At 60.4% G+C, this 14235-nt stretch carries 9 protein-coding genes and 2 pseudogenes; 9 read left to right on the plus strand and 2 right to left on the minus strand.

The window, feature by feature from the left end; genetic code table 11:
• Positions 1–66 precede the first annotated feature (66 nt).
• A pseudogene (locus tag AC4JJG_RS21185) lies at positions 67–2577 on the minus strand (MMPL family transporter); the annotation flags it as partial.
• 82 nt (positions 2578–2659) lie between these two features.
• Complete coding sequence (locus AC4JJG_RS21190) at positions 2660–2998, minus strand: DUF4873 domain-containing protein (protein WP_004021766.1); 339 nt, start codon at positions 2996–2998, stop codon at positions 2660–2662.
• 133 nt (positions 2999–3131) lie between these two features.
• Here AC4JJG_RS21190 and AC4JJG_RS21195 point away from each other — a divergent pair, with 133 nt between their 5' ends.
• From AC4JJG_RS21195 to AC4JJG_RS21235, 9 genes and pseudogenes are all read left to right on the plus strand, one after another.
• Positions 3132–4100, plus strand: coding sequence for an AurF N-oxygenase family protein (locus AC4JJG_RS21195; protein ID WP_004021765.1), 969 nt, complete (start codon positions 3132–3134; stop codon positions 4098–4100).
• Between the two features lie 161 nt (positions 4101–4261).
• The gene (locus tag AC4JJG_RS21200; protein ID WP_004021764.1) at positions 4262–5782 is read left to right on the plus strand and encodes a flavin-containing monooxygenase; all 1521 of its coding nucleotides are present in this window, start codon (positions 4262–4264) and stop codon (positions 5780–5782) included.
• Between the two features lie 47 nt (positions 5783–5829).
• Complete coding sequence (locus AC4JJG_RS21205) at positions 5830–6699, plus strand: SDR family NAD(P)-dependent oxidoreductase (protein ID WP_004021763.1); 870 nt, start codon at positions 5830–5832, stop codon at positions 6697–6699.
• On the plus strand, positions 6696–7769 hold the full coding sequence (locus AC4JJG_RS21210) for a 2Fe-2S iron-sulfur cluster-binding protein (RefSeq protein ID WP_495405845.1): 1074 nt from the start codon (positions 6696–6698) through the stop codon (positions 7767–7769). The genes AC4JJG_RS21205 and AC4JJG_RS21210 overlap by 4 nt, the downstream gene beginning before the upstream one ends.
• Positions 7759–8664, plus strand: a complete 906-nt coding sequence (locus AC4JJG_RS21215) for an alpha/beta fold hydrolase (protein WP_004021761.1) — start codon at positions 7759–7761, stop codon at positions 8662–8664. Before AC4JJG_RS21210 ends, AC4JJG_RS21215 begins: the two co-directional genes overlap by 11 nt.
• A gap of 85 nt (positions 8665–8749) precedes the next feature.
• Positions 8750–9502 carry a TetR/AcrR family transcriptional regulator gene (locus tag AC4JJG_RS21220; protein WP_004021760.1) on the plus strand — a complete coding sequence of 251 codons (753 nt, stop codon included), beginning with the start codon at positions 8750–8752 and terminating at the stop codon, positions 9500–9502.
• Between the two features lie 300 nt (positions 9503–9802).
• Positions 9803–10429 carry a TetR/AcrR family transcriptional regulator gene (locus tag AC4JJG_RS21225; protein WP_004021759.1) on the plus strand — a complete coding sequence of 209 codons (627 nt, stop codon included), beginning with the start codon at positions 9803–9805 and terminating at the stop codon, positions 10427–10429.
• An 86-nt stretch (positions 10430–10515) separates the two neighbouring features.
• A complete protein-coding gene (locus AC4JJG_RS21230; RefSeq protein WP_033206569.1) occupies positions 10516–13557 on the plus strand; it encodes an MMPL/RND family transporter in 3042 nt (1013 codons plus the stop codon).
• Between the two features lie 243 nt (positions 13558–13800).
• Positions 13801–14172, plus strand: a pseudogene (locus AC4JJG_RS21235) (transposase); the annotation flags it as partial.
• Positions 14173–14235: the final 63 nt, after the last annotated feature.

Here is a 14235-nt window from a genome sequence, read left to right on the forward strand (position 1 = left end):
GATCATCAACACAGCCGCCTCAGCGGCATGACACCGACACTGTCACCCGATCGTGCAGCAGTCCCGTTTGAAATCGTACGACAACAGTCGCTGGACGTCGGCATTGATCGCAGGAAAGCCCGCAACAGAAGCACGTCCGCCCTCCAGAGTGGTGTTCGGCATCGCGTTCTCGGCGACGCTGGACAGCTCGTTCGCCAGCGTCATTGCATCGGCAGAGTATGGGTCGTAGGCGGTCTGTACCGCATAGCGCACGGTTTTCCCGTCGGACGAGATGAACTGTCGAGCGACCTGACTGAACTGCTGGTCCTTGAACGCATCCGCGGGGAGATAGAAGCCGGTTGCCGAGTCAGAATCGCCGACCTCCCGTGCGGGAGCCCGAAGCTGTGCGGCGACCTGTGCCAGTCCACTGAGTAGCTGAAGGTTGCTGTCCACCAGAGCACCGACTCCGTTCGACAACTGACGCGCGCCGTCGGCAAGTGCGCCGACGCCGGATTCGAGTTGCGAGAGCCTGTTCCCGAGGTCCTGTCCGCCGATGGCTTGTAGTGCAGAATCCAGCGTTTGAAGAGAACGCTGCAGCTGTGCAATGTTGGTCGAGCCTGGCGCACTCACGCGGCCGAGCTGCGCGGCAAAGTCAGCCACCCTCCCAAGCGACTGATCATCCGCGAGTGCCCGGATGTCGGCCATTTGCGCGCGCAGTGCCGAGCACTGCGCGATCTGCTGGCACCACGGATTGTCTAACGCGGACAACGCCGGCGCGACCGCATCTGCCGCAGACTGGGCCCGACGTGCGAGTTGAGACAGCTCGGGCGCTTGCTTGGAAAACTGTCTAAGCCTTGGGGCAGCGTTCGCCAGTTGGTTCACAAGCGGCCGATACTCGTCGAGCTGCGGGCCAAATGACGACACCTCGTCGAGCAACCCCGACAGCGGAGCGAGGTTGGAGGATATCTGGTCTTCTAACAGTGCCAGGCCTCCGGCGAGCTGCTCTGACCCCGTCTTCAGGACGGCCAGATCACCCTTGCGGGCCTGTCCATCACCGGTCTCCTCGGTGATCTTGGTACCGATCTGATCATTCTGCCAAGATAATTGCGCCTGCTCTAGCTTCTCACCGGTCGGCCGCGTCACGCCAATGACCCTGGTCACGCCGGGAATCTGCGCGACGCGGGAGGCTAGCTGGTCGAGGTCGGCAAGGCCTTGAGCCGTGCGCATGTCGTTCTCGGACTCCACCACCAAGAATTCTGAGATGATGATGTCTTTCGGGAAGTGGCGGTTGAGAAGCGCGTATCCTTCGTTGCTCCCTGTGTCAGGTGGCTGCCCCTCGCGATCGTCGTAGGTGATCTGAATTGTTGCGGCGACCATGGCGAGGCCGATCAACACGACCACACTGATCGCGAGCAGAGGGACCGGCCGCCGGATAACCATGACTCCGACTCTTCTCCAGTAATCCCGCGTCAGGTCACGGCGGGGAAGGCCGGCGCCTTTCTTGGCAGCGAAAGAGAGTACGAGGGGCAGCAATGTCACCGTCGCCAAGAATGCGAAAGCTATGGCGATTGCGCAGGCCGGACCCAAAGTGTTAAACACACTGAGCTTGGCGAAGGCCATAGCCAGGAACGCTAGGGCCACAGTGCCCGCCGACGCTAGAACCACGCGGCCGATAGTTGCATTCGCGTGGGCGATAGCGACATCAGGAGAGTAACCCGCTCGAATACCTTCATGATAGCGGCTGATGAGGAACACCGAATAGTCAACTCCGGCACCAAAGATGATGACGGTCATGAACATTGACGTGAACTGGGATACCGGCATGCCCAGCTCGCCCAGTCCAGATAGAACTCCGCGACCCACAGCCAAGCTCATGCCCACGACAAGCAGCGGCATCAGCGCGGTGAAGACCGAACGATAGACGATCAGGAGGATCACGGCGATCAGCAGCACGGTGGCAACAGTGATCAGGACCAGATCCGACTCGCCCACGGCGAGTTGGTCGCTAAAGGTCGCGGGCGGGCCTGTCACACGGACTGTCGTCCCACTGTCACGAAAGATACTCTCAGCGATCTCACGCACCGCTGCGACCGCCTCCGCGGTATCGGGTCCCCCGAGTGTGCCGGCCACTCCCACGGGCAGATACCAGGCTTGCTTGTCTTTGCTGAGAGCCTGACTTGCGGTGAGGGGATCGCTCAGCAGGTCCCGGACAGCGATGACGTGCCTGTCGTCCGCCCGCAGGGTGTCGACAAGCACGTGATATCGATCGCGGGTGTTGTCGGACAGGCCTGCACTGTTCTCCATCACAACGAATACTGTGGTCTTGGCGCCGCGCTCGTCGAAAGATGCACCCATACGGTCCAAGGTCTGAAAAGACGGGACTCCGGCCGGGATCGGATCCACAGATTGTTCCCGTATCACTGACTCCAGTTGAGGAAAGAGAAGGCCTAAGCCGATGGCGGCGCCGAGCCAGACCAGCGTCACAATTCCCTTGCGGCGGAGGGTAAACCATGCAACCCGCTCAAGGGTCGGACTGTACTCGCCGAGTTTCTCGCCCCCTCTCGACGGGCGGGTTCGAATGGGAGACGAACTCACCATGTGCAATATCCTCTCGACCTGAAGTGGGCGACCCAATCGTGCGGACCCGTTTCGCGAATGTCCGTGCGGCGGTGGATGGTTGTCACTTGTGGTGGTGCTCGACCATGTTCTCGACTTCCTCGAGAGTGGTGGGCAGGTGGTATGGCGGAGTGCTCTTGCCTGAGATGCGGTATCGGCCCCAGAAGTCGGGATCCCCGACGACACACTCCGCTCGGCCCTCGGGGGTCGTAAATACAGCGATCGCGCGGGCGCCTTTCAGGAGCCCGTCGAGCTCATCATTCTTCTGAATCCGGCCATACCAGGTGTACAGGCCGTTCAGCGGCTGGAAATAGCCTTTGATCTTCGCTTCGACATGGATCTCCGCCCCGCGGCACACCAGGGTTCCTTCGCCGGAGTAGTCGAGGTCATGGTCGTCAGACATGCAGTCCTACCTTCTTCGCACTGAGCGTTGACAAATATCGCAGTTCGTGGATACTAGCAGTACCAGATACTATGAGTAATGGGTACTGGGCGCCAGGCCCCGACTCCCAGCCTTGAACGACCGAGGAGAAGACATGACCGTGCAGGATGTCCAGATGAACCCCGACTTTTCGAAGGAGGGCATGGCTCGGGTGAACGGGCGTAAGCCCGTCGACATGGAACGATCTGCGGGTCGATTGCTGCGGTCTTCCGCGGAGAAGTTCTACGACGCGGAGATCGACATCGACTGGGAGTCGCCCTGGGAGGAAGGCAAGTGCTTTCTGCCAGAGCATCGAGTGTCGCTATACGGCACCAGGCTGTGGGACAAGATGACTGAGGAGCAGCGTCGCGAGTTGGGGCGCCATGAGATCGTGAGCATCCTCAGTTTCGGCATCTACGCAGAGAATCTGTTGAGTTCAGCGCTTCTGCGCATGTCGGCGAAGGGGGCTTTAACCGATCAGAAGTCTCTATACGCGTTGACAGAGATCGGCGATGAGTCCCGCCATTCCACTATGTTCGCGCGCCTCATCAACAAGACGGGCGTGCCCCCCTACAAGCTTCCTAAGGGCTTCTTGAGCTTCGCGAAGATCCTGCATTTCGTCCCTCTCGGGCCGTCGGTGTCTGGAGCTACGCTGTTGATCGAGGAAATCCTGGACCGCGCCCAGCGCGAGGCGATGAACGACCCCAGTATGCAGCCTCAGCTTCGCCAGCTCATGAAGATCCACGTCCTTGAGGAAGCCCGTCACATTACCTTTGCGCGACTGGAGATGATCGAAGGCATGCAGCGTCGTCGTAAGGCGACGCGCGCTTGGCACCGAGGGGTGCTTGCCGTCATCGCGAACCTGGCGTACCCGCTGCTCATTAATCCGAAAGTGTACCCCGCAGTGGGAATTAGTCGCTGGCGTGGCGTGTGGGCGCAGCAGACCAGCCCAAACTATCGGACCAACCTGCAATTTATGTCGGAGCCCATGATTCGGTTCTTCCATGAGGCGGGAATGTTGGAAGGCAAGTTCACAATGGCCATGTGGCGTGCGACGCGGAGCCTTCCCGACGATCTTCGCTGATCTCCGTTCACGCGGCCGAGCCGTCGTGATCGACATCAGTTAGACCTGTGCGGAGCATTCTCGATGGCTTCGCGATCACTTCCGCCTCAACAGATCACCTGCCGCCACTGTGCGCAGGTGATGTGTTGTGCGATCCAACCTACGAGGGAGAAAGCATAAACATGGCATCATCGACTACCCGGCGCGCCTCGCGCGCAACCGCCAAGACGGATTCAACCAACGACCCGATTTCGACCAAGATTCTGATTATTGGAAGCGGGTTCTCTGGTCTCGGGATGGCCGCGCAGCTTAGACGTCGCGGGTATAGCGATTTTCTGATTCTGGAGAAGGCAAGCTCCGTCGGTGGGACCTGGCGCGACAATACCTATCCGGGCTGTGCATGTGACGTTCCGTCGCTGATGTACTCGTACTCATTCGAGAGTCGAGGTAGCTGGTCGAAGGTGTGGTCGTCACAGCCAGAAATTGAGCGGTATCTACAGGATGTCGCGGATAAGCGTGGCGTGACACAAAAGATTCATTTCGGTCAGAAGTTGGTTTCTGGATACTGGAGCGAGTCGGAGTCGCGGTGGCACCTGCGTACTGAGTCCGGACGTGAGTACATTGCTCAGTTCGTGGTGTCAGGAGTCGGTGCGCTGCATATCCCCAATTTTCCCGAAATTTCGGGGATTGAGGACTTTAAAGGCGAAGCGTTTCACTCCGCACAGTGGGATCATTCGGTGGATCTGGAGGGCAAGCGTGTCGCCGTGATCGGCACTGGTGCCAGCGCTATCCAGTTTGTACCTTTCGTGCAGAAGGAGGCCATGTCCCTCAAGGTCTTCCAGCGAACCCCTGCCTGGGTCCTACCCCGCAAGAATTTCTCCGTTCCGCCGGCCCTGCGGACTCTTCTGAGTAAACTCCCGATTGCACGTCGTATCGCCAGGTGGTCGGTGTACTGGGGTGCGGAGAGCCTGGCCTTCGGCCTCAACGGTCACTCTAACCTCATGCGGCCAATTGAAAAGGTCGCTCGGTGGAACATTGAACGCTCCATCTCTGATCCGGCATTGCGCAAGAAACTGACCCCGTCGTATCGTATCGGCTGTAAGCGGATTCTGGGGTCAAACGACTATTACCCGGCGCTTGCGGCACCTAACACCACTGTCATCAGCGATCGGATTGAGAAGGTGACCGCTGATTCCATCATTTCTTCAGACGGTGTCGAGCATCTCGTGGACGTTATAATTTATGCGACCGGTTTTCACGTGACTGATGGTTTCGATCAGCTCGCCCTGAAAGGTGCCACTGGCGAGGATCTCCCGTCCCACTGGCATCAGACGGGGATTAACACGCACCTGGGCATCACGACCGAGGGTTTTCCCAACCTGTTTTTCCTCCTCGGACCCAACACGGGCCTCGGCCACAACTCAGTGGTGTTCATGATCGAGCAACAGATCAAATACATCATGAAGGCCATCGACACAGTAGAAAGCCGAGGCGCTGAGAAGGTTGACGTACGCCCGTCCGTGCAAGAACAGTTCAACACCGACATCCAGCGGAAGCTGGCCAAGGGAGTGTGGACCAACGGCGGCTGCACGAGTTGGTATCTCGACTCGCAGGGCGTCAACCGGACCGTGTGGCCGGGCTTCACATGGCAGTACTGGCGCGCCACGAAAGATTTCGAGCCCGCCGAGTACGACATCGCCTGAGCCCGAACGCACGGAGAGACACGATTCGAAGAGATGGTGGGACGACGGTGAGCAGTTCTAATCGGCATGACTATACCGGCAAGGTGGCAGTGATCACCGGTGCCGCGTCAGGGATCGGTCGGTCTCTGGCACTCCAGTTGGCGGAGCGAGGTGCCGCACTGGCACTGTCCGACATTGATGAGATGCACTTGAAGGAGACTGCAGAACTTTGCCGCACCACGCATGGGGCAACGGTAACCGCCGCCGTACTAGACGTTGCGGACCGCGCTGCTTTTCAGGACTATGCCGACGGAGTGCGGTCAGAGTCGGGCCACGTCGACATGGTGTTCAACAACGCCGGCGTGGCCTTGGGCGTCGACGTGGTCGACATGAGCTGGGAAGACTTCGACTGGCTCATGGGCATCAACTTTGGCGGAGTCGTTAACGGGTCGAAGGCGTTTCTGCCTCACCTGATCGCGTCCGGGGACGGACATCTCATTAACACGTCGAGCGTCTTCGGCTTGATCGGAATCCCCAGCCAAAGCGCCTATAATGCCGCGAAATTCGGCGTCAGAGGCTTCACCGAGGCGCTCCGACAGGAGATGAAAATCAGTCGATACCCGGTCACAGTGACATGTGTGCACCCGGGGGGTGTAAAAACCAACATCGTCAACAATGCCCGAGGCGTTTCCGCCATGGGGGCAGACACCGCGACTGTCGCCTCGCTGTTCGACAGGATCGCACGAAGCACCCCGGATAAAGCAGCGGCGACAATCCTCAAAGGTATGGACAAGAAGAGAGCGCGAGTGCTGATCGGTGCGGACGCCCGCGGTTTCGACTTCGTGGCACGGGTGATCGGTCCCCGCTACCAGGACATCGCGGCGCCACTGACACGAGCGGGTTACGCGGTCGCACGTAGACAGGGGATCCTCAAGTGACCGTCGAACCCGATTCACGTCCGGCTGCCGCGGCGGCCCGCTCACGCACCTTAACCGTCTCGGAAGTGATCCAGGAAACGAAAGACTCCGTTACCATTTCGTTCGAAATCCCCGACGCCATGGTCGAGGAATTCAAGCATACCCCAGGGCAATTCATCACCGTCAAGATCCCATCTGATCGGACCGGTCATGTCGCACGGTGCTACTCATTGAGCAGCTCGCCTCACGTCGACGACTTCCGTCTCGAGATCGGCATCAAGCGGACCGAGAACGGTTACGCATCGAACTGGCTGTGCGATAACGCGATTACGGGAATGGAATTGACCGTCCTCCCGCCGTCAGGGCATTTCACGGCGAAGAATCTCGACGTTGATTTTCTATTCTTCGCAGGAGGAAGTGGGATCACTCCGGTCTTTTCGCTGATTAAGTCGGCACTTGTGTGCGGCGGGGGCGAGGTCACACTATTCTACGCGAACCGCGATGCCGAGTCGATCATGTACGGGGGGCAACTGACGCAGATCGTCTCCGAGTTTCCTGAGCGTTTCACCGTCTTCCATTGGTTGGAGTCGGCTATGGGTATTCCGACGCCTCAGAATGTCGAGTCCGCCATACGTGAGCACCGCGGTGCACAGATCTTCACCTGTGGTCCGGAGCCGTTCATGGATCTGGTGCAGAAGTCGGCGGAGGCCTGCGGTGTCGAGCACTCCTCGGTACATCGAGAAGTCTTCCAGTCACTGACCGGGGATCCGTTCGATACAGCCACGATGCGTCAGCTTGGTGACGACGACGGTGTGGCGACCGCTACGGTCTATCTGAATGGGCAGTCCATCACGACTGAGTGGCCGCGCAACACGCCGTTGCTCGACGTGCTACTGGCCCAAGGCCACAATGCCCCGTACTCCTGCCGAGAAGGAGCCTGCAGCGCGTGTGTATGCAAGCTGGTCGAGGGTGATGTAGAAATGGCCCAGAACCACATCCTCGTTGAGGGTGATGTTGCCGACGGTGAACGGCTCGCATGCCAGGCACTTCCGCTGACGGATTCTGTCACGGTGAGCTTCGATGACCTCTGAGTTTGCGAGTGCGTCGCGAGGATCGCGTGACCTCGAGGTCCTTTCCTCCGACGGGACCAAGTTGTTCGCTCAGGAATTCGGTCCGGGCCGGGATGCTCCGCTCCTAGTCTTTAGTCACGGCTGGGCTTGTCAGGGACGTTTCTGGCGTCCGCAGGTCGAGCAGTTCGCGGCGACGCATCGGGTGGTGGTCTACGACCAACGCGGACACGGGTTGAGCGACCGGGGCCGGGTACCGTTCTCGGCGAAGCTCTTGGCCGATGATATGGAGGCCGTAGTCCGGGCAGTGGCGACTCCCGCCGACAAGGCTGTCGTGGTCGGACACAGCATGGGAGGCATGTCCATCATGAGTTGGGCGGCTGAGTACCCCGCCTCGGTTTCGGAGCTGGCCCGCGGAGTAGTACTGGCAAGCACCGGGCCATCACAGTTGGTGGATCGGTCTACATTGCTCAAGGTTCCCCGACAGCTACGACCGAGACTTGAGCGGGCCTTCGCGGCCAGTCTTGCAGTCGCCGGACCCGAGATGCAGGGGACGCGTTTGTCTCGCCGCCTGATTCGTTACGGAACCCTGGGCCCGGGCGCGACTGCCGAGGTAGTCGACGAGTGCGCCGACATCGTGTTGCGATGCCCACCACAGGTGCGCGGGATGTGGGGTTCAGTGTTGGCGACAATCGACGTCAGTAAGGGGGTTGACTCGCTGGAGGTGCCGGCGACGGTCATCGTAGGTGATGCCGACAGACTGACCCCAGCGACCCATTCAGTGGATCTCGCAGCGCGCCTGGGTCGGAAGGGCGTTCTATTTGAATTCACTCTTCTTGACAAAGTCGGTCACATGTCCAACCTAGAGGCCGTCGAAGACTTCAATTCAGCCGTGGCCAGATTAGACAAATCCGCCTGACGCGGGTCTCGTCGACCCAACCCATGTTCACTGGCTAGTGCGTCACTGGCGCGACAAGTCAGCCATCCTGATAACGTAGGAGCTCATGTCTGTAGTCCGTCGCATCTCCGCGGCCCCGGTGAAAGTGCAGCGACGTGTGCGCGACGCTCGAAGCACGCGCTGGGACGACCACCGCGCCGTCGTCAAAGCTGAACTCGTCGATGCAGCGATACGCGCGATCGAAAAGTTCGGCGATGCCGTGAGCATGGACGATTTTGCGGAAGAGGCTGGTGCGTCGAAGCCTAAGCTCTACCGCCATTTCGGTGACAGGGCTGGGCTCTACTCCGCCGTGGCAGCCCGTCTGGGTTCTATGATGTGGGAGTCAGCGCAGTCAACTCTGCTCTCCGGACAGGCAGACAGCACCGTCGACGAACTTTTCCGTTCAGCGGTGTCCGCATACGTATCCTTGGTTGATGAACATCCAGCGGTCGTCCGTTTCCTCATGACGAACCACATGTTCCAGTACTCTGAGTCCGGCGAGGGTGGGGCCGCAGATCAGCTGAGATCGGCAATGGAGATTATTTCCGACGAGTTCGCTCGTGGCCTCCGAGAGGTCGATGCCGAGGAGTCCCCCGTCGCCGTAGCAGTAGCCTCCATTCTGGGGGCTGGCCTATCAGCGACCCAGTGGTGGATCGATCACGGTCGGCAGAATGGAATGAGCAGGGACATGTTTGCCGCGCACCTGTGCCAGACCTCGTGGGGGATCATAGACGGCGCTGCAGCCACAGTAGGCGTTCGATTCCATAGGGACAGGCCCTTAGGCGACCCTGGATTCGCCACTCGCCTCGACGCCGTCTGATCCCCTTCGTACGGGTGGTCCGCCCTGTGTCACGCACGCGGCAGAACTGCTCACACAAACGGAGCGCATTTCACAATCCTGACTGCTGGCTGTCATGGGGGATCATCCTTGGTCGCCGCTCATCTTAGTAGCGGAGCGCTACAGACGGTACTGTTGACGACAGTGCCACAGTCGTGGCGGCACTCATAAGGCCCCCCTCGAGCCTTCCATCGGTACCGCCACTGGCAGTTTCGTTCTGTTACCGACGGTATTGGTGTGCAGTCAGAGGTTCTTGATTTGGTTTCGTAGGGAGTGGCCAGGGTGGAAACCATCGATTTCGACGATGTTGACCCGAGGCGGGTTCGGTCGCGTCAGCGTTTGTTGGATGCTGCGGTGACCTTGCTGAACAGTGGCGGGGTCGAAGCCGTTACCGTGGAGGCGGTCACTCGACTGTCTCGTGTTGCTCGCACCACCTTGTATCGTCACTTCGAGAGCTCCACAGATCTGGTGGCGGCTGCCTTCGAGCGATTGTTGCCTCAGGCCGAGACCCCCGAGACGACGACGTCGATCCGTGATGACCTGCTGAAGCTGATGCAGCGGCAGGCTGAGCTTATTGAGCATGCACCGCTGCAGTTGACGACGCTGGCATGGTTGGCAATGCTTCCCGAGCAGCCCCGGCAATCCGGGCAATCCGACGGGGATCAGAACGCGCTCGCGCCACTGCGTCGTCGAGTCGTCGAGCAGTATCGAGAACCATTCGATCGAGTTTTGACGAGTGACGTGGCCACGGCTGAGCTCGACAACTTCGATTTGACCATGGCTGTCACCCAGCTCGCGGGCCCGCTGATCTTTGCCAAGCTCACGGGCATTCGGTCGATGACCGTTGGCGATCTCGAACAGCTTGTCGACGATTTCCTCATGGCCCACCGGCGACACCAAACCTCCTGACCTCCTTCCCCATCTACGGTACTGCTAGTACCGTAACGATACCGTCGGTTTCGTAGACGGGCTGGGTCGAGGGTGAGGTGCTGCATATGGTGGTCCAACGTCCAAGTGGTGGGCGCTTGGCGGCGCGCCGGTTGGCGGAACGCAGCGAGTACAGCACGACATTGGGGCGGTTGGCACGGTTCACCTTGGCGCACAGATTCCTCGTCATCGGGGCGTGGGTGGCTGTGGGTATCGTCTTGGCGATTCTGTTTCCCCAGCTGGAGACGGTGGTGCGGCAGCAGTCTGTTGATCCGATCCCTGCTGGGGTTCCATCGTTTCAAGCACTCGATCAGATGGGTGGTGCGTTCGGTGAGAAGGGCGCCAAGACCACTGTTTTCGTGACCATGGAGAACCCGAACGGGTTCACCGACGTGGCGCGGGAACGCTACGACATGCTCGTTCTGCAGCTGCGCGAAAATTTCGACGATGTGCAGTCAGTGCGGGATTTGCTTTCCGATCCGACGACGGCCGGCCAAGCCTTGAGTGAGGACGGGCAAGCCTGGTACCTGCCTGTCGGGGTCACCGGAACATTGGGAGGGCCAACGGCCACGCATGCTGTGGAGACCGTGCGCCAAACCGCGCAGCGCGTGTTTGACGGTACGGGCACCACTGTCCATGTCACCGGGCCGACAGCCACTTTCAGTGACCAGATCGTCAGTGCTGAAAGCGATTTAGTCGTGATCACTCTGGCGACGGTGGCGCTTATCGCGATCATTCTGTTGATCGTTTACCGATCGCTGTTCACCGCGCTGGTGCCGTTGTTGGTGATCGGTGTCAGCCTCGGCGTGGGCCGTGGCATCTTGTCCGCACTCGGCGAACTCGGTATGCCGGTATCGCAGTTCACCGTCGCGTTCATGACCGTCATCCTGCTCGGAGCCGGGGTCGACTACTCAGTCTTCTTCATCAGTCGCTATCACGAACGGCTACGCCAGGACGCCACCACCGAGGTTGCGCTCGTGGACGCGACAGCAACTATCGGACGGGTCATCCTGGCTTCAGCTGCCACGGTGGCGCTGGCCTTTTTGGCGATGGTCTTTGGTCAGCTGAGCGTGTTCTCCACCTTGGGTCCGGCATGCGCGATCGCCATCCTCATCGGATTCCTCGCCACGGTCACCCTGCTACCACCGGTGTTGCTGTGGGCGGCACGATTCGGCTGGGGCGCACCCAGGCGAGATCTGACCCGAAAGTACTGGAATCGCGTCGCCGTGCTCGTCGTGCGGCGTCCTGTGCCGCTGCTGGCACTAACCCTGGTCGGGCTAATCGTGCTTAGCGTCTTCGCGACGGGCATCCAGATCACCTTCGACGATCGTGAGGGGCAACCCGCGACAACCGACAGCAACGAAGGCTACGCGTTGCTCGACCGTCATTTCCCTCAAGACGTCACTATCACCGAGTTCCTCGTCGTAGATGCACCGATCGATCTCCGTACTGCCAGCGGGCTGGCCGATCTTGAGCAAATGGCCTCACGTGTATCCCAGATCCCCGGAGTGACTCGAGTCATCGGCGTTACCCGTCCCACCGGGGACAAGCTCGAGCAAGCCGAGCTGTCCTGGCAGAACGGCCAGATCGGGAACCGGCTGGCGGGTGCGGTCGACGATGGCCAGAACCGCCGCGGTGACCTCGAACAGCTCCGTACAGGCGCATTCCAACTCGCCGACGGGCTTACTCAGCTCGACACCCAGGTACGCACCAACTTGGCCCCCCTGGCCGGCATCCTCGATCAGGCAAGCACAGCCGGGCAGCAAATTCAGCAGTACCAGCCACTACTACGCCAACTCGCCGCATCTGCACCAGCGCTCGATCGCGCTTCTCAGAATGCCCCACAGCTGGCCGCGCTCACCCGCCAAACATCTGCAGCCCTGGCAACAGTGACCTCGATCCTGCCCATCCTCGATAATGCGCCCTGGTGCACCCAAGTCCCGCAGTGCGCAGCTCTGCGCGCGCAGACCCGCAATCTCGACGCCCTACTGAGCAACGGGACCCTCGACCAGATCGCCACGCTGTCAACACAACTCGCGCAGCTGGATACACCGATCTCAACAGTCACCGACCAACTCACTTCCACCGTCAACTCACTGGGCTCCACGCTGGGAAGCATCAGCAGCCAAGACCTTCCCGGCAAGCTCACCCAACTGCAAACAGGTATCAGTCAACTCGCGGCGGGATCACGCCAACTCGCCGCCGGTGTATCCGCGCTGATCGACAGCAACCTTCAACAACTCGCCGGGATGGCCGCGCTAGCCACACAACTACAAACCTCCGCCCGCGAGACCGCCGGAACAAACTCAGCAACCGGCTTCTACCTCCCACCTCAGGCCAACGCAGACCGCCGTTTCGTCGACGTCGCTCGCCAGTTCGTCTCGCCCGACGGCCATACCGTGCGCTACGCAATACAAACCAGCTTCGACCCCTACAGCACCGAGGCCATGCAACTGGCCGACACAATCACCGATGTCGCACTCGCCGCCAGACCGAACACAACCCTGCAGGACTCCAACATCGCGACAGCCGGGTTCCCCGCCATCAACGCCGATCTGCAACGTCTACTCACCGAAGACTTCCGACTCCTAGCGTTGGCCACCCTCACCATCGTCGGCCTGATCCTGATACTCCTACTCCGAGCACTCATCGCGCCGCTATACCTTCTGGGCACCGTCATACTCAACTACACCGCGGCACTGGGTATCGGCGTCCTGATCTTTCAACACATCCTCAAAACCGACATCGCCTGGCCCGTACCACTACTGGCCTTCATAGTCCTCGTCGCGGTCGGCGCCGACTACAACATGCTTCTCATCTCTCGCCTACGCGAAGAATCCCAAAACAACATCCGCATCGGCGTCCTGAGAACCGTCACCAACACCGGATCAGTCATCACCTCGGCCGGCCTCATCTTCGCTGCCAGCATGTTCGGACTCATGGCCGGATCCATCTCGATCATGACCCAGGTCGGACTCATCATCGGCATCGGCCTGCTGCTCGACACCTTCATCGTCCGCACCATCGTCGTGCCGACCATCGCCACACTTGTCGGCAGAGCAAGCTGGTGGCCGAGTACCCGAACCGACACGCATCCAGCGTCCCGCTAGTACGCACGCACGTGCCGAGATCTGACCGGCCCCGCCAGTCATCCAGCCATCGCGCCCACCTCATCGACTGACACCCGCTCGACGGTCGGCCGCGGCACCACACCCGACCCACGTGCGAGCGCCCCTCGCGTCGTTGACGCTGGTAGAACTCGCAGGAGGGCCCGTCGCGGCGTTGGGGACTGTCGCTGATTCGGTGTAAGTGGTTTTGATCGCCCCCGGCGTGGGGCAGGAGGAATCACGACGATGACCGACACAATCGGGGGCGTGGATGCCCCGGTGGCAGGGCCGGTTCAGACCGGTCAGGAACACGATGTCACCACCGCGGATGCGGTGCGTGAGCTCTCGAAGGCCGAGCAGGCTTTGGTGAGCGATCTGGTACGTAGCTCACGCGCTCAGGGAGTGGCTCTGACCGGTCCTGACGGGCTGCTCAAAGCGCTGACCAAGAGCGTGCTCGAAGCCGCGCTCGATGAAGAGATGACCGAACATCTTGGCTATGACAAACATGACGTGGCCGGCCGCAACACCGGCAATTCACGCAACGGCACGCGCACGAAACGGGTCCTGACCGACGCGTGCGGGCAGGTGCCCATCGAGGTGCCCCGCGACCGCAAGGGACTGGTGCACGGTTAGGTGACATCTGATCTGGCTTGCCCCGGGAGGGCGGCCTGGAAGGATGAC

It is taken from the genome of Gordonia sp. B8661-1, from assembly GCF_059427765.1.